General features: G+C 36.9%; 16 protein-coding genes. 1 reads left to right on the top strand and 15 read right to left on the bottom strand.

Annotated elements, in window-relative coordinates; all coding sequences use genetic code 11:
• Position 1: 1 nt before the first annotated feature.
• The 15 genes from O3793_RS00355 to O3793_RS00285 form a co-directional block, all read right to left on the bottom strand.
• Positions 2-1,825 carry an acyltransferase family protein gene (locus tag O3793_RS00355; RefSeq protein WP_371444740.1) on the bottom strand — a complete coding sequence of 608 codons (1,824 nt, stop codon included), beginning with the start codon at positions 1,823-1,825 and terminating at the stop codon, positions 2-4.
• Positions 1,826-1,837: 12 nt separating this feature from the next.
• Entirely contained in the window at positions 1,838-3,145 is a 1,308-nt protein-coding gene (gene obgE / locus O3793_RS00350; protein ID WP_371444738.1) for a GTPase ObgE, read from the bottom strand.
• Between the two features lie 31 nt (positions 3,146-3,176).
• A complete protein-coding gene (gene glyS, locus O3793_RS00345; protein ID WP_371444736.1) occupies positions 3,177-5,246 on the bottom strand; it encodes a glycine--tRNA ligase subunit beta in 2,070 nt (689 codons plus the stop codon).
• 20 nt (positions 5,247-5,266) lie between these two features.
• Positions 5,267-6,151, bottom strand: coding sequence for a glycine--tRNA ligase subunit alpha (gene glyQ, locus O3793_RS00340; RefSeq protein WP_005605637.1), 885 nt, complete (start codon positions 6,149-6,151; stop codon positions 5,267-5,269).
• Positions 6,152-6,165: 14 nt separating this feature from the next.
• Entirely contained in the window at positions 6,166-6,408 is a 243-nt protein-coding gene (locus O3793_RS00335; RefSeq protein WP_371444735.1) for a hypothetical protein, read from the bottom strand.
• A gap of 285 nt (positions 6,409-6,693) precedes the next feature.
• The gene (recO, locus tag O3793_RS00330) at positions 6,694-7,476 is read right to left on the bottom strand and encodes a DNA repair protein RecO (protein WP_371444733.1); all 783 of its coding nucleotides are present in this window, start codon (positions 7,474-7,476) and stop codon (positions 6,694-6,696) included.
• An 11-nt stretch (positions 7,477-7,487) separates the two neighbouring features.
• Entirely contained in the window at positions 7,488-8,396 is a 909-nt protein-coding gene (gene era, locus O3793_RS00325) for a GTPase Era (RefSeq protein ID WP_371444732.1), read from the bottom strand.
• A 9-nt stretch (positions 8,397-8,405) separates the two neighbouring features.
• Positions 8,406-8,786 (bottom strand): diacylglycerol kinase family protein, encoded by a 381-nt coding sequence (locus tag O3793_RS00320; RefSeq protein ID WP_371444731.1) that lies wholly within the window; start codon positions 8,784-8,786, stop codon positions 8,406-8,408.
• Entirely contained in the window at positions 8,776-9,264 is a 489-nt protein-coding gene (gene ybeY, locus O3793_RS00315) for an rRNA maturation RNase YbeY (RefSeq protein WP_371444729.1), read from the bottom strand. Before ybeY ends, O3793_RS00320 begins: the two co-directional genes overlap by 11 nt.
• A 133-nt stretch (positions 9,265-9,397) precedes the next feature.
• A complete protein-coding gene (locus tag O3793_RS00310) occupies positions 9,398-11,599 on the bottom strand; it encodes an HD family phosphohydrolase (RefSeq protein ID WP_371444727.1) in 2,202 nt (733 codons plus the stop codon).
• Positions 11,571-12,578 carry a PhoH family protein gene (locus tag O3793_RS00305; RefSeq protein ID WP_371444725.1) on the bottom strand — a complete coding sequence of 336 codons (1,008 nt, stop codon included), beginning with the start codon at positions 12,576-12,578 and terminating at the stop codon, positions 11,571-11,573. Before O3793_RS00305 ends, O3793_RS00310 begins: the two co-directional genes overlap by 29 nt.
• Before the next feature lie 22 nt (positions 12,579-12,600).
• Positions 12,601-13,047, bottom strand: a complete 447-nt coding sequence (locus O3793_RS00300; RefSeq protein ID WP_371444723.1) for a GatB/YqeY domain-containing protein — start codon at positions 13,045-13,047, stop codon at positions 12,601-12,603.
• Between the two features lie 95 nt (positions 13,048-13,142).
• Positions 13,143-13,316 carry a 30S ribosomal protein S21 gene (gene rpsU / locus O3793_RS00295; RefSeq protein ID WP_005605651.1) on the bottom strand — a complete coding sequence of 58 codons (174 nt, stop codon included), beginning with the start codon at positions 13,314-13,316 and terminating at the stop codon, positions 13,143-13,145.
• A 157-nt stretch (positions 13,317-13,473) separates the two neighbouring features.
• Positions 13,474-13,968 carry a Fur family transcriptional regulator gene (locus O3793_RS00290; RefSeq protein ID WP_285252198.1) on the bottom strand — a complete coding sequence of 165 codons (495 nt, stop codon included), beginning with the start codon at positions 13,966-13,968 and terminating at the stop codon, positions 13,474-13,476.
• 1 nt (position 13,969) lies between these two features.
• The gene (locus O3793_RS00285) at positions 13,970-14,872 is read right to left on the bottom strand and encodes a deoxyribonuclease IV (RefSeq protein WP_371444721.1); all 903 of its coding nucleotides are present in this window, start codon (positions 14,870-14,872) and stop codon (positions 13,970-13,972) included.
• A 143-nt stretch (positions 14,873-15,015) separates the two neighbouring features.
• Between O3793_RS00285 and O3793_RS00280 the strand changes: the two genes are divergently transcribed.
• Positions 15,016-16,431, top strand: coding sequence for an N-acetylmuramoyl-L-alanine amidase (locus tag O3793_RS00280; RefSeq protein ID WP_371444719.1), 1,416 nt, complete (start codon positions 15,016-15,018; stop codon positions 16,429-16,431).
• Positions 16,432-16,470 lie beyond the last annotated feature (39 nt).

Raw genomic sequence — 16,470 nt, 5'->3', positions numbered from 1 at the left:
TTTAATTTCCTCTCAATGTTTCATAAATTTTCTTCGCAAAGAAGAGCGCTTCTTCATGAGCTCCTACTTCTGTTACATATGATTTATGTGAATAGAACCAATCTTGGTCTTTGGAATATTCATTCCAGTCAAGAACATGGACATTCGAATACTTCTCACTAACAGAAGCATAGACATTATTCACATCGTCTCTCCATGTTTTAGACGTTGTTGTCGTAACAAGGAAGATTTGTTTTTCCATCCCAATACGTTTTAATTCACGTTCCAATTGTCCTTTTGTAAAGGCACTATTGGCACCAAACATTAAAACAACAGTGTCATGTAATAGATTCTTTGCTTTCAGTTCATTAATGGTTGAAGCTAAATCTGTTACTTGGGCAATCGGTGTCGCATGCATCACAGCATTTGGATAAATCGTTGTTAGTTCATTCGCAATTGCAAGTAGCGATTGATCCCCAATAAAGGTAATCGAACTATTACTGCTAAAGACTGTTTCTTCACGCGTTAATCCAACCACGTTGTTAATCGTCTTCAATAGTTTCTTATCTGTTTGTTGGGTATTATCCACAATTGTTTGGTTCGTATGGATTAATTCTGTAAGAGTGGCCTCTTGTTCAGATAATTTACTTGTAGACTGTACAAGTCCTACCGCTAAAATAATGAGTGGCACTGCACAGATCCCAAATAAAATTTGTTTTCCATAAGCTGTTTTTTCGTTCAACAGCCCCATCAATTTTCGAACTATTTGTAGATAACGTCTCTTCTCAAACACTTGATACCAAACTTCTCCAAAGAAAAGAATGAGTACTAATTGGATGATGCCTTGAATTAAATTACTCGAACCAGCAATCCCAATTTTTGCTTGGTATAACACAATAATTGGTAAGAACCATAAGTAATACGATAAACTTCTACGACCAATCACAGTTAATGGTTTGAAACGGAATAAAATCCCCGTTCCTACCTTAGGATGTACACTCATCAAAATAACAGCAGCTACTGTTAGGTCAAAGATCAACATTCCTCCACGATACGTAATATCTTCGTTACGTCCAAGTGTAAATAACAAGATGAACATTAACACGATCGGAATTAATCTTAAATATTGCTCATATGGCACTCTAGATTTATGTTCCTTTTGGAAACGATCTAAAGGATATAGCAATGCCGTACATGAACCAATCAGCATTGAGAATAATCGAGTTCCTGTGCTCATTGTGACATACGTTAATGAATCTGCACCTTTATAACTAAAGAGCATTAATCCAAATGAAGCAGTAGCTAACACTACAATTGCCACAAATAATGAATTATGCTTCTTAAGGAATAAACTTAAGAATGCAAATACAATTGGCCACAATAGGTAAAACTGAAAGGCTAATGAAATATACCATAAGTGTTCAAATGGATTTTCCGTTAATAAGTTTGGAATAAACGTTTGAGCTTGGAAAATCTGCCACCAGTTATTTAAAAAAACTAAACTGGAAGTAAATGATCCTCTTAGATTCACCAACATTTCATTTTGAAACAGCGTAATATAAATGAATACTAGAACGAGCATTGCAATTAAAGGAAGTGCAATACGTGCTAGACGTTTTAATAAAAACTGCTTCAAAGGGATTTTGCCATCATTCATCAAACTTGTCATTAGTCGGTTCGTCATAAAGTACCCCGCTAAAATCAAGAAGATGTCCAACCCAAGAAATCCACCCGGCAGGCGATAAGAATACAAGTGATAAATAATAATACTAAGAATTCCTATCGCTCTTAGGCCGTCAAATGAAGATACGTAAAAACGTTTTTCCATCTCACTTCTATCAATCATATTCAAAACTCCTTAATCAACAAACTCGAATGAGAAGTTTAGAATACGTACTAAATCGCCATTTTCAGCGCCTTTTTCACGTAAAGTGCTATCCACACCCATTCCACGTAATTGACGTGAGAATCTCATTACTGACTCATCATGTTCCATATTTGTCATCTTGAATAGTTTTTCAATCTTGTCACCATACAGTACCCAAGTACCATCTGGATCTCTTGTCACTTTGAACGGTGCTTCTTCTTCCTCTAATCCATAAACGATATGTGTTTCTACTACTTCTTCGTTTAATGGGAAGAATTCTGTTTCTTCTAACACTTCAGCCGTTCTAGCAAGTAATGCTTGAAGTCCATCACGACGATACGCAGAAATCGGGAAAATCTCAGGCATTTCTTGCTCTTCGGACAGACTATCTGCTAAATCTTTTTTGAACTTCTCTAAGTTTTCTTCTGCTTGTGGTTGGTCCATCTTGTTCGCCACAATCAGCATTGGACGTTCCAATAAACGCAAGTGGTAACTTCCTAATTCCTCTTGAATAATCTTGTAGTCTTCAAAAGGATCACGGCCTTCCATAGCGGCCATATCAATCACATGAAGTAATACTTTTGTACGTTCGATATGTTTCAAGAAATGGATTCCAAGCCCAACACCCGTGTGTGCTCCTTCAATTAATCCTGGTAAGTCTGCTACAACGAATTGCTCACCATTTGGAGACTGCGCCATTCCTAATTGAGGGTTTAATGTTGTAAAGTGATAGTCTGCAATTTTTGGTTTTGCACTTGAAATCACGGATAGTAAAGTTGATTTCCCTACTGATGGGAATCCAACTAGCCCAACGTCAGCTAAAACTTTTAATTCTAAATCGAGTTCAAACTCTTCCCCTGGTTCCCCGTTCTCAGCGATATCTGGAGCTGGGTTTTTATGAGTTGCAAATCGAATATTTCCTCGACCACCACGACCTCCTTTAGCAACTACTACTTCTTGCCCATCTTCTACTAAGTCAGCAATCAGTGCTTTTGTTTCCGCATTTCTAACGATTGTTCCTGGTGGAACTTTAACGATTAAGTCTTCCGCTCCACGGCCATACATACTCTTACTCATGCCGTTTTCACCAGGTTTTGCTTTGAAATGACGTTTATGACGGAAATCTAATAAGGTTCTAAGTCCTGAATCGACTTTAAAAATAACACTTCCGCCTTTACCGCCGTCTCCACCAGCCGGACCTCCATCTGGTACGTATTTTTCACGACGAAACGCAACCATTCCGTCTCCACCTTTTCCGGCTTTGACTTGAATCGTGGCACGATCATAAAATACTGCCATTTCATTCACTCTCCTTTCTGTGTGAGGGTTCTTATTTAACGATTAATGATGTGAAATCTGCGAAATCTAAAATAATTTGAGATAGCAATCCTAAGAATCTTAGGCGGTTACGACGAGTTGCTTCATCGTCTACCATAACCATATTTTCATTGAAGAAATCATTGATTTTTGGTGCCATTACTTCTAAATGACTGTATAATTCTTCAGGCGTTAATGAACCTACTTTTTCATTCAACTCTTGAATAGCTTTCACTAAGTTACGTTCACTTTCTGTTTCAAGGCGTTCCTCTAAAATTTCGCCACTCGCATCATCTTGAGCTTTCGCACTAATATTGATAACACGATTTAAGGCCTCTGTAATTCCTTTGAATTCTTCTGATTCTGAAACGGCTGAAAGAACTTTTGCTGCCTTCAATTGTTCAGGAACTGATGAAGTATTGCTGTTTACAACGGCATCAATAATATCATGACGTTTTGTAATCGTAGCGATACGTTGTGCTACACGTTCACGAATAAAGCTTAAGATAAACGCTTCAACTTCTTCCTCTTTACCTGATAAGAATTCTGCGTAATCAAGACCTAATAATAATTTAGTAAAGTCTTCAATTTCGATGTTCCATTCAAAAGCTGCAAGGATTTGTACGAGCCCCATTACTTGACGACGTAATGCATAAGGGTCGTTTGAACCAGTTGGAAGCATTCCAGCAGCCGTAAAGCTCAAGAATGTATCTAACTTATCTGCAACCGCAAGTAAGGCACCTGGAACAGACGAAGGCAATTCACCATCTGCACTTGTTGGCATATAGTGTTCACGAATTGCTTGAGCTACTTCAGCAGTTTCTCCTTGTTTCAACGCATAGATTTCACCCATGATTCCTTGTAATTCAGGGAATTCACCAACCATGTTTGTTACTAAGTCGAATTTGTAAATAGAAGCTGCACGTTGCGCTGTAACAACAACATCACTTGGTAAGTTCAATTCTTTTGCAAGACGTCCCACAAGTAATTGCACGCGATCCATTTTCTCTGTCATAGAACCAATTTTAGCATGGAAGTTTAATGTTTCTAATTTCTTCAAGAAAGTTGTCATCGGAATCTTTAAGTCCTCTTCATAGAAGAATAAAGCATCTTCTAGTCGAGCTGTTAATACTTTTTGATTTCCTTTAGCAACGTTTTCAATCATGTAGTCGTTACCGTTACGAACAGAAACGAAGAATGGTAATAATTGTTTTTCTTGGTTATATACAACGAAATAGCGTTGGTGTTCTTTCATTGATGTAACTAATACTGGTTCTGGAACGACTAAGTATTTTTCATCGAAAGTACCCGCAAATGCTGTTGGGTATTCAAGGATTGAGCTTACTTCTTCTAATAAATCTTCATCAATTGGAATAATCCAGTTGTTTTTAGCAGCTAGGTCTTCAATTTGCTTGCGAACTAAAGCTTTACGTTCCTCTTGGTTCACGATGACAAATTGTTCAGCCAAAGCTTTTTCATAGCTTTCTGGGCTTTCAATGGTTGCTTCTTTTCCTAAGAAACGATGACCTCTTGAAGTACGTCCGGCTTTTACCTCTAATACGCCGATTTCTTCGATGACTTCATTGTCGTATAACGCAACAATCCAGTGAATTGGACGTAAGTATTCAAATGTATGAGCTGCCCAACGCATTGTTACTGGGAATTTCATATCTGTAATCACAGAAGATAGGTTTTTAACAACTTCTTTTGTTGATTTACCAGTAATATGTTGTTTTACATGAATGTATTCAACACCATTCACTTCTTCAACATAAATGTCATCTGTTGTTAATCCTTTTCCACGAACAAATCCTTCAGCCGCTTTTGTCCAAGCACCGTCTTTTTTCGCAATTGCTAAAGATGGTCCTTTAAAGATTTCTTCGCGGTCTGCTTGTTCTTCTACTAATCCATTGACACGAACTGCCAATCTTCTTGGAGTCGCAAATGGTTCTACGGATTCAAATGCTAAATTTTCATCTTTGAAGAAGTCTTCCACACGTTTTGCTAATTGTTCAGAACTTGTTCGAACATATTGAGCAGGTAATTCTTCTAAACCGATTTCTAATAATAATGATTGTGTCATTCTCTCTCCTCCAAACTCTCTTATTTCTCTTTCAATAATGGGAATCCTAAAGCTTCACGTTCAGCCACGAAAGTTTTCGCGATGGTACGAGCCATTTTACGAATACGGCCAAGGAATCCAGCACGGTCTGTTGCTGAAATAATTCCGCGAGCATCCATTAAATTAAATGCATGTGAGCATTTCAATACATAGTCATAAGCTGGGTGAACTAAGCCTTTTTCCATTAATACAGTGGCTTCTTTTTCAAAGTCTGTAAATAATTGCATTAATAATTCTGCATTACTTTCTTCAAAAGCATATTTAGAATGTTCATATTCTGGTTGAGTGAAGATATCTCCGTATTTAACATCTCCAGTCCAAACTAAATCATAAACACTCTCCACTTCTTGAATGTATGAAGCAAGACGTTCTAAACCGTAAGTAATCTCACTTGTTACAGGATGACACTCTAATCCACCTACTTGTTGGAAATACGTAAATTGAGTCACTTCCATTCCATCAAGCCATACTTCCCATCCTAAACCAGCGCAGCCAAGTGAAGGGTTTTCCCAGTTATCTTCTACGAAACGAATATCGTGTTCTAACGGGTTGATTCCAAGAGCTTCTAAGCTTCCTAAATATAATTCTTGAATATTTTCAGGAGATGGTTTCATCACCACTTGGAATTGGTGGTGTTGGAATAAACGGTTTGGATTTTCTCCATAACGTCCATCTGCAGGACGACGTGAAGGTTCCACGTATGCCGCATTCCAAGGTTCTGGTCCAATTGCACGAAGGAATGTATAAGGACTCATTGTCCCTGCCCCTTTTTCAGTATCGTATGCTTGAAGAAGCAAGCATCCTTGGTTAGACCAATAATTTTGTAATGTTAAAATAATTTCTTGAACACTAAGTTTTTTTGCCATAATTGTTCCCCTTTCTATTGTGCATTCACTACTGGATAGAATTCATAAATCACTCCAGGAATCACTTCACATTTTACTTCTTTAATCGCTTCATTCTTTGTTTTAAAACCGTACATTGAATGATTAGCACTTGTTTGGAATTCTTCCAACACTTCATCCTCATGGCCAATCACACTGACTTTAATCGGTGCAAGAGAGACAACTTTCAATTGAAAATCTTTGAATTCTGAAGCCGGAATGATCATTGTAAAATCCATACTACTTCCTCCTTTGATTAAATAAAAAAGTCCCTATGTACACAAAAAGCATACATAGGGACGACTAATCGCGGTTCCACCCTAATTTCTTGGTTTAAAACCAAGCTTCATTGTTGATAGACTCAAGTGCGCCACTTTTAATGAACCATGATATGGATTCCACCAGCCCATATTCTCTTTGACATTTTATCATTAAAAATCTCACTGTCAACGTCCTATTAATCTTTCACTATAGTACCGATAATTGCTTAAAAAGTCAAGTAAAGACAGCGTTTTGCGCTACTCTTAATCTTGTCCTCTTTTCTGCATTAACGTTTCCCATTCGACCATCTGATCTAAGAATTTTTTGCTCTTCAAACGAATGCCCACATACTCTTCCATAATGGTGTCAAACAGGCGTCTTAATTCACTTGTAGTCTCACTCGACAACTGAATAGAGCCGATTTGTTTTGGAGAATTCACAAGAGCTAATTGCCTTGCTACATATAATGCTTTTCTAGATAGTTGCATGCGGTACTCATCTTCGTCTAAATGGTTACTGCACAGGCATCCGTGTTTCTGTATAGAAAAATCAACTAAGTCCCTATCTTTATGACACACAACACAATGTTGCCACTCCAGTTCTACACCGTAATAACGTAAAATTTTGATTTCAAAGAAGTGTAAAATCACTTCTGCATTAACACCATTATTAATCGCTTCAATACAATCCCAAAGCAATTGGAAGACCGTCTTATTCACGATATGGTCATCCATCACCGCATCTGTTAATTGTGTTAAATACGCTAATACTGCTTGTGCCTTTACATCTTGTAAAACAATCGTCGCAGGCTTTATATCGTGACTATCCTTAAGAAAACTAAACCCATTTTGATGAATATGCCCAAGGAAAGTTGCTCTTGTAAACACCTGTGTCGCAGCTGTTAATGGATGATTGCTTTGCTGTGCATATCGTAAAAAGAACATCAACTTTCCATGGTCTCTCGTCAAAATTTTAACAAGCATATCTTTCTCGCGATACGCCTGTCTCATTAAGACAATTCCATCAAAATAGTGATAATAATCCATTTGTATTCATCCTAATCTCTATAGTCTGTATCTCGATATCCGTATTCTTGTAAGTTACTCTTACGTTTACGCCAATCTTTTTCAACTTTTACCCACAATTCAAGATATACTTTATTGCCGAGTAACTGTTGAATATCACGTCTCGCTCGCGTCCCGATTTCTTTTAAGAGACGTCCACCTTTACCAATAATAATGCCCTTTTGCGATTTTCGCTCAACGATGATATTTGCATAAACATGAACTTTATCGAATTCATCTTTTTGCATTTTATCCACTGTTACAGCCACTGAGTGAGGAATTTCTTCCTGTGTTAACTGTAAAATTTTCTCACGAATCAATTCTGATACAACAAAATACTCAGGATGATCTGTGATTTGGTCAGCCGGATAATATTGTGGCCCTTCAGGAAGTGCGTTAATCAGACCTTCCATTAGTTCGTTCACATTATTACCTTGTAGTACTGAAATTGGGAATACACCAGCAAAATCAAGTGCATCTTTATAACTTTCAACTCGTTCTAATAACACTTCTGGTGTGACAAGGTCAATCTTATTTAATACTAAGAAAATCGGTGTCTTAATTCCTTTTAGTTTTTCAATAATGAAGTCGTCTCCTGGTCCACGTTTTTCACTAACATTCACCATAAATAAAACGGCATCTACTTCTTTTAATGCTGAATAGGCGCTCTTCACCATGAATTCTCCGAGTTCATGCTTTGGTTTATGAATCCCTGGAGTATCTAAGAAGACGATTTGCGCATCGTCTTTCGTATAAACCCCTTGAATTTTATTTCTTGTTGTTTGCGCTTTGTCAGACATGATTGCAATCTTTTGACCAAGCACATAGTTCATAAATGTTGATTTGCCGACATTAGGACGACCCACAATCGCTACAAATCCTGAGTTAAATGGTTTTGTCATACTCTCTCCTTAAAAATGAATCCATTTTGGCAAAATAATGATGATTGCAATAACTACTGTAAAACTAGCGCTGAGCAACACTCCACCAGCTGCAATATCTTTCGCCTTCTTTGCTTCAATGTGATATTCCTTTTTCACTAGTAAATCGACTAAATTTTCGACAACGGTGTTTAAGATTTCCATGAGAAACACAATGAAAATACACAGTAAAATAAAACACCATTCGACTGCTGATAAACCAGAGAAAAAACTAATTATAATCGCTAGCCCTGCAATGCAGAGATGCGCCTTCATGTTTCTTTCTTCTTGAATCACTGTTTTGATACCATCTATGGCATGCTTTAGGGACGTCAAAAAGTTAGAATTCTTTTCTGTTTGTTTATGCGTCATCACGTTTCAACCCATATGCTTCTAGGATTTCTTTTTGCAATCCTGTCATTTCAGCTTCCTCTTCTTCTGTTTGGTGATCATAACCGTTTAAGTGTAAGAAGCCATGAAGTGCTAAAAATCCAAGTTCACGTTCAAGCGAATGACCATAGTCTTCTGCTTGTTCTTTTGCACGGTCTAAAGAAATCACAATATCACCGATAGACGTTACAAAACTATCGTCTTCTTCCATAATGGATTTCATACTTTCAAAGTCATCATCTGAATCATCTAACGCAAAACTAATCACATCTGTCACTTTATCAATATTTCTAAACTCACGGTTGATTTCACGAATACGTTCGCTAGAAATAAATGAGATACTACATTCTTTGTTTTCAGGGATTTTTAAGTAATCCGCAGCAAAACTAACCACATTATGCACAAGTTCTTGATGGCTTTCTGGTACTACTTCTGTTTCATCGATAATTTCAATAATCATATTAAAAACTCCTTTTTTAGCGTCACTAATATTGTAACAAACTACCTACATTATTGGAACTTTGACGGTCTTTAAAGCTTATCTTTTACAAAAAAACTCCCCTCAACTAATTCAAGTTGAAGGGAGCTTGCTTTTAAGATTGTTTTTTAGGAAGTTTTGGATATTCAATTCTTGAATGGAATGTTCCGTTTAGCGAAGCCACGATATTCTTTTCGATAATCGCTAGTTCTTTCAACGTAATATCACATTCAACAAATTGTTCATCCTCCAAGCGATTCATAATAATCGAATGCACTAAGTTTTGAACTTTCTCAAGCGTTGGTTCTTTCATCGCACGAGTCGCAGCCTCAGCGCTATCCACGATATTGATGACCGCAGATTCTTTTGTTTGAGGTTTAGGACCTGGATATCTGAAATCTGCCTCATCCGCATCTGGATTGTCTTTTAAGGCTTCAGCATAGAAATACTTCATCAATGTCGTTCCATGGTGTTCTGCACAAATATCAATCACTGATTGTGGCAATTGATGTTGTTTAAGAATTTCTACCCCTTTACGAACATGATCAAAAATAATTTCTTTCGATTCATATGGTCCAATCATCTTATGAGGACTTTCCATATGCGCTGGTAAGTTCTCGATAAAGAAGAACGGATGCTCTGTCTTACCAATATCGTGATAATAACAAGCTACTCTCGCCAATTGTGAATCTCCACCAATGGCTTCCACACAGTTGGCTGAGATGTTTGCCACCATCAAACTATGATGATAAGTTCCTGGAGCTTTTGTAATCAAATCTTTTAACAACGGTTGATTTGGATTTGATAATTCTGACCATAAGAGTACGGAACTATCCTCGAATAAATACGTAAAGTACGGCATCAAGATGACAGGAATAAGGAATGATAAGAATCCACTCACTGCCGCAAACGCGAATAACCACGCTGATTGCGTTGATACCAAATCATAATTACTAAAGAATACAAATGGAAGCATTAATGCTAATGGAATAATGATTTGTAATAGTAATTGTTTAAACCACGATAAATCTTTCCAGTAAACCTCTTGAATGACACCAAGCCATGCTGCGAGTGAGAAGTAAACAGTCGTTAACGCGATTTCGGTGTTAATACTATCGCTACCAAACATATACCATACGAGTATTGGATAAACTAACATCGCAATAATCGTAAAATAAAACTTCGATGTTAACTTATAGATGATATAGATAAATCCAGCAATTGGGAATACTATACCAATATAATCAATTCCACGATTTTGTAGGAATGATAAGATTTTAAGTAGGATGGCCCCAATCGTAAATACAACTGAGAAAACAGTCAGTTCATTAACGCGTGTATCCCACTCTTTGCTCGATGCTCCCACTTTGAAACGGAACGAGAAAGCTAATAATGATGCAAATAAAATCGTTAAGAAGATTAAGTAACTATACAATTGATGGTAGTTACTTGAGTTGCCATCGATACCTAATAATTTTAGAAGACGTAAATCTTCTTGAGTAATGATATGCCCTTCTTGAATCAACACTTGCCCTTGTAAAATACGGACTGGTGAAACACTTTGTTTGGCATTTTCTTTAGCGCTATTGGTTGCATCTTTATCTACGACATTATTGACAACGATACTATTCGTTAACAGTTGTCCAAGCATTTCACGTTCATTATCTGTAAATCCTCCGTTAAAGAGCGATTTTTTAGCTGCTTCTTGTGCTTGAAGCAAATTGGATTCTGTAATGGAATGATCCATTTGGTCTTGAATTGCATTTTCGATTGCAGACTCATAACTATCCAATTTATCTGAACTTACAGAAAGCAATTGAACAATGACGCTATCTGGAATATACAATGCAAAATCACGAATCGCTTTATTTTCAGATTCTAAACTCTTCTTAAAATAAGTAAGTCGATCTTGAATCGTTGCTACTTTTGTTGATACTTCACCAGAAGTCGTAGTTGTAGAATCAGTTGCAAAAATTTCGCTTGAAGCTTTTGCTGCGACTGTCTTAATCGCTTGGAAAAATTGTTTCACTTTGTCGATTTGTTGTTGCTCGCGATTTTGATCAAATACATAAATATCACCAACACCATCCATCGCCATCTGCTGATTCTTTTCAGTCTGTTCTTTATCCTCTACAGTTCTTGGCGCGCGGATTGTTTCTCTTGCAACTTGATTTAATTCAAATGAATAAGAGGTTGGTTGGACATTACTCCATCCCAATATTAATAAGAATAGGAATGTAACACCTAATAGTGCAGGTAAATAGAAAATCCCTAATGATTCTTGAAATTTACGGAGCTTTTGTCTCACTTTCTTCACCTCGTTCCTTCTCAGTACTATTAGAAGCTGAGTAGGCATTAATAATTTCAGATACGATTGGATGACGCACAACGTCTCCTGCATCAAATTCTACAAAGGCAATGCCATTGATTCCTTTTAGTTTTCGTTCTGCATCTAGAAGACCACTAGCTTGATGTCCTTTTGGTAAGTCAATTTGCGATTTATCTCCATTGACGATCATTTTCGAGCCAAATCCTAGACGTGTTAAGAACATCTTCATTTGCGCTCTTGTTGTATTTTGAGCTTCATCTAGAATGATAAATGAATCTTCTAATGTACGCCCACGCATATACGCTAGTGGTGCCACTTCGATGACGCCTCGTTCTAGAAGACGATTTGTGTGCTCCATACCGTATACGGTATATAAAGCATCGTATAACGGACGTAAATATGGATCCACTTTTTCTTTTAAGTCCCCTGGTAAGAACCCTAAATTTTCACCGGCTTCAACGGCTGGACGTGTCAAAATGATTTTCTTCACTTCGCCTTTTTTTAACGCTTGAACAGCCATCACTACGGCTACGAATGTTTTACCAGTTCCGGCAGGCCCAATACCAAATACCACATCCGTTTTCTTAATCGCATGAATGTATTGTTGTTGACCATACGTTTTGGCACGAATCGCTTTTCCCGCAAATGTGCGTCCGATTTCTTCGTTATATAAATTAACAAAGTAATCCAAAGTCCCACGTTTGGCCATCTTTACAGCTGTAATGATATCAGTTTTTGAAATACTGATTCCACGTGCAATTAAGTCTTGAAGCTGATTCAGCAGTTCTTTTACTTGCGAAACAGTCTCTTCTTCTCCAGTAATAAAGAGTTGCTCCCCACGATGAGTAATTTGTACTTGGAATGAATCTTCAATAAAACGAATATTCTGATCTTGAGAACCAAATAATTGAATTAATTGAGGATTATCGCTTAATTCAACACTTGCTTTAAAGGTTTCTTTTTCCAATCAGTTATCCTCCAATCCACACTTATTTATTTAAGTGTGCTTTTACTTGTTCTTTAATGACATTACCGTCTGCTTGCCCTTTAAGAGCTTGCATTACGGCACCCATTAATTTACCGAATTCTTTTTGTGTTGTTGCTCCTACTTGTTCAGCAATTTCGGCAATTTTCGCTTGAACTTCTTCTAGTGAAAGTTGTGCTGGTAAGTATTTCTCAACGATTGCTAATTCGCCTTGTGTTTTTTCAACTAATTCTTGGCGGCCTGCTTTTTCAAATTCAACAATAGAATCACGACGTTGTTTTGCTTCGCGAGATAAAATTGTCAATTCTTCCTCAGGTGTTAAATCTGATTTTTTGTCAATTTCAGCAGCTTGAATCGCTGTTTTAATCATACGTAATACAGCTAATGTTTCTTTGTCTTTTGCTTTCATCGCTGTTTTGATATCGTTATTAATTGTTTCTTTTAATGACATTATAATCGCTCCATTCTTTTAATTTCGTTTGATTGATAAAAAAAGACTGGGACTAATAGCCCCAGCCTGACATAGTCTATGATACACAGAGTTGACTAGAACTTGCGTTTACGAGCTGCCTCTGATTTTTTCTTACGTCTTACACTTGGTTTTTCATAAAACTCACGTTTGCGAGCCTCTTGTAAAGTTCCGGTTTTAGAAACAGTACGTTTGAAGCGACGAAGAGCATCATCAAGTGATTCGTTTTTACGAACAACTGTTTTTGACATATCCTATTCCCTCCCTCCGAGCAATAAAAAGTAACTGTTTTCTTTTGAATAGAATAACCAAACAAACGAAATGTCCTTTTTTTATTATAGGAAAGGTTCCATAAAATGTCAATCAACTTTACTAAGGTTCTTTCAACTTTTTTAGGAAAGCCTTAAACTACGCTTTTGCCGCGCACTTTTCGCAAAGACCAAAAATTTCAAAACGATGTGAATGAATTTCGCATCCTTCTAATTGATCTTTAAAGAAATCCATTGGGCACATATCAATCTCTCTTGTGCTACCACATTTTTCGCAAATGAAATGATGATGATGGCCATGAGCTTGGCAACGGAATCTAAATAATTTTTCACCGTTCAATTCTGTTTCTTCTAAAATATTCAATTGTACAAAAGTATATAAATTACGATAAATCGTATCATAACTTAATTGTGGGAATTCAGGCGCAATCAATTCTTGCACTTGCTTTGCTGACAAGTAACGGTTGGCATCATTTAAAATTTCAACAAGACGTTGGCGTTTATTCGTATGTTTATAACCCGCTTCTTTTAAGATTTCTAACGCTTCTTCTACATGATTATGTGAATGGTCATGATGATGATGTTCTTTATGACCTGAGTGGTCGTGACCACAGCAATGATCGTGTGAATGCATATTACTTCCCTCTTTCTTGTTTTAATAACTCTTCAATCCAGTTTGGATCAAATTTTCCAGAACGAATCATTTCAATTTCTTCTTTGTATGGCGCAATTTGAACTTTATCTTCCACTTTAATCCAAGGTGTTTCGAGAATTTTTGGAAGATTTTTGAATTCAGGAACTTTGATAACGTTCATTAATGCGTCGAAACCTATTTCTCCAAAACCAAAGTTCTCGTGTCTATCTTTATGAGCTCCAACTGGATTTTTTGAATCGTTTACGTGAAGTACTTTAATTCGATCAAGTCCAACGGTTTTATCAAACTGTGTTAACACACCTGATAAATCATTTTTAATATCATACCCTGCATCATGAACGTGGCAAGTATCAAACGTTACGGATAAATGTTCATTATGCGTTACTCCGTCGATAATACGAGCTAGTTCTTCAAAGGTACGAGCAAGCTCTGTTCCTTTTCCAGCCATTGTTTCTAATGCGATTTGGATTTTTTGGTCTTTCGTTAAAACTTGATTTAATCCGTAGATAATTTGATTTAAACCAACATCCACACCAGCCCCTACGTGAGAACCAGGATGTAGAACAACTTGTGTAGCGCCAACCGCCTCTGCACGTTTCAATTCTTCTCTTAAAAATTCGATTGCAAAATCAATATATCCTTCTTTTGTAGTGTTGGCTAAGTTAATAATATAAGGAGCATGAACAACAACTTCTTCAATCCCATGCTCTTTCATGTACTGTTTCCCAGCTTCAACATTTAACTCTTCAATTGGTTTTCTTCTTGTGTTTTGCGGAGCACCTGTATAAACCATCATGACATTTGCGTTATAACTTGCTGCTTCCTTTGCTGAATTCAAGAGCATTTCTTTTCCGCTCATCGAAACGTGAGACCCAATTAACATAATCATCCTCCAAATATTTCATTATTCTCTATCATTTTACTAAAATAATTCTTCTGCAATCAAGCTGTAAGCTATTTTTTATACACAAATAGCGCTTTTATTGGTATAATAAGGAAGAAATATACAAATAAAAAGGAGCCCTTATGGATTCATTACTGAAATTCTTTAAGAAGAAAAATATACAGCAACTGCTGGGCTTTCTTGTTTCTCTTCTACTTCTGTGGATTATCGCCTATCCATTAGTAAGTGAAAGTTCAACAATAAAACCGCAAGCAAATACGCACCAAGCAAATACGGATACGAATAGTGGCAATACGGCTACTCAAACATCTACAGTAGTTAAGAATAAAATTGTAGAATTCGCAGTCAATACAAGCGATAAGGCGTTAAAGGTATACCATACGATGGATGCTAAAGGCATTCCAGTTGGTGAAATTACGAAGAACCAATACTTGTTGGCCCTGCATAAACTCGATAACGGTTGGATTCAAGTTCAATATGACGATCAAGTAGCCTATATCGAGGATAAAGATATCCTTCTTACTACGATGATGAAAGGATATGCTTCTGGCGGATTGAAATTACGCGAAACACAGGATGAAAATTCAAAAGTTCTCTTAACGATTCCTAACGGCGAACTCTTCTACCTCATTGAAGAATTGAACGATAAAGTCTTAAAAGTTCGTTACTTTGATAAAGAAGGTTATGTAGATAGCGACTCTACAAACTACGCGATTGAATTGATTCAAGAAATTCTCAACAAACAAGCTAGTCTTCCAACAACCATTGACTCTAACAAAATGTTTGTTACAAAACTAAAAGAAACACCTATTTACTCAGCTTCCAACGTCACTTCCGAATTAATCGGTACAGTAGATAAAGGAACACAATTTGTGTATGAAGACCGCGAAGGCGATTTCTATAAAGTATCTGTTGGTAATGGAAAATACGGTTATATTCCTTACTGGCTAGTGACTACAAACTTTGCCGGAATCGAAACAGATGAAACGATTCCTCAAGGGATTAAGAATGCAACAATTGTCATCGATCCAGGGCACGGTGGTGAAGATCCAGGTGCTGTTGTAAACTTCAGTGAAAAACACGAAGCAGACCATACATTAACAACCGCTCTTCTTTTGAAGAAAGAACTCGAAGCAATGGGAGCAAAAGTTATCTTGACTAGAACAAGCGACACTTCTGTTTCACTTGCTGAACGTGCTGAAATTAGTAATAAAAATAATGCAAATGCATTTATTAGTATTCACTTCGACTCGTCTGAAGATGATAGCGCAAGCGGAACAACAGCCTACTACTACAGTGATAAGAGCGAAAGTCTCAGTCAGACTGTGAATAAATACTTAGCTCGAAATCTTCCATTGAAAAACCAAGGAAGCAGATTCCAAAACTTCATGGTTCTTCGTGATAATGCTCGTCCATCGATTCTTTTAGAACTTGGATATTTAAATAACCAAGGCGATAATAAAGTGATTTCTTCTGAAGAATATCAACAAAACATCGCTAAAAGTATTGCAAATGCTCTAAAAGAATATTTCCAATAGACAAACGAAAAGCGATGCTACTCCGAACGGAATAGCATC

The organism is Granulicatella sp. 20925_1_28 (genome assembly GCF_041433575.1).
In the GTDB taxonomy this organism is placed as follows: Bacteria; Bacillota; Bacilli; order Lactobacillales; family Aerococcaceae; genus Granulicatella.
Note: the sequence above shows the minus strand (reverse complement) of the source record. Positions and strands in the feature narration are given on the sequence as shown.

Excerpts from the sequence above, each read along its gene's own strand:
- O3793_RS00335 (WP_371444735.1), bottom strand. The coding sequence starts at position 6,408 with ATGGATTTTACAATGATCATTCCGGCTTCAGAATTCAAAGATTTTCAA.
- rpsU (WP_005605651.1), bottom strand. The coding sequence starts at position 13,316 with ATGTCAAAAACAGTTGTTCGTAAAAACGAATCACTTGATGATGCTCTT.
- O3793_RS00285 (WP_371444721.1), bottom strand. The coding sequence starts at position 14,872 with ATGTTAATTGGGTCTCACGTTTCGATGAGCGGAAAAGAAATGCTCTTG.
- obgE (WP_371444738.1), bottom strand. The coding sequence starts at position 3,145 with ATGGCAGTATTTTATGATCGTGCCACGATTCAAGTCAAAGCCGGAAAA.
- O3793_RS00300 (WP_371444723.1), bottom strand. The coding sequence starts at position 13,047 with ATGTCATTAAAAGAAACAATTAATAACGATATCAAAACAGCGATGAAA.
- ybeY (WP_371444729.1), bottom strand. The coding sequence starts at position 9,264 with ATGATTATTGAAATTATCGATGAAACAGAAGTAGTACCAGAAAGCCAT.
- glyS (WP_371444736.1), bottom strand. The coding sequence starts at position 5,246 with ATGACACAATCATTATTATTAGAAATCGGTTTAGAAGAATTACCTGCT.
- O3793_RS00320 (WP_371444731.1), bottom strand. The coding sequence starts at position 8,786 with ATGACGCATAAACAAACAGAAAAGAATTCTAACTTTTTGACGTCCCTA.
- glyQ (WP_005605637.1), bottom strand. The coding sequence starts at position 6,151 with ATGGCAAAAAAACTTAGTGTTCAAGAAATTATTTTAACATTACAAAAT.
- O3793_RS00290 (WP_285252198.1), bottom strand. The coding sequence starts at position 13,968 with ATGCATTCACACGATCATTGCTGTGGTCACGACCACTCAGGTCATAAA.
- O3793_RS00280 (WP_371444719.1), top strand. The coding sequence starts at position 15,016 with ATGGATTCATTACTGAAATTCTTTAAGAAGAAAAATATACAGCAACTG.
- recO (WP_371444733.1), bottom strand. The coding sequence starts at position 7,476 with ATGGATTATTATCACTATTTTGATGGAATTGTCTTAATGAGACAGGCG.
- O3793_RS00355 (WP_371444740.1), bottom strand. The coding sequence starts at position 1,825 with ATGATTGATAGAAGTGAGATGGAAAAACGTTTTTACGTATCTTCATTT.
- era (WP_371444732.1), bottom strand. The coding sequence starts at position 8,396 with ATGACAAAACCATTTAACTCAGGATTTGTAGCGATTGTGGGTCGTCCT.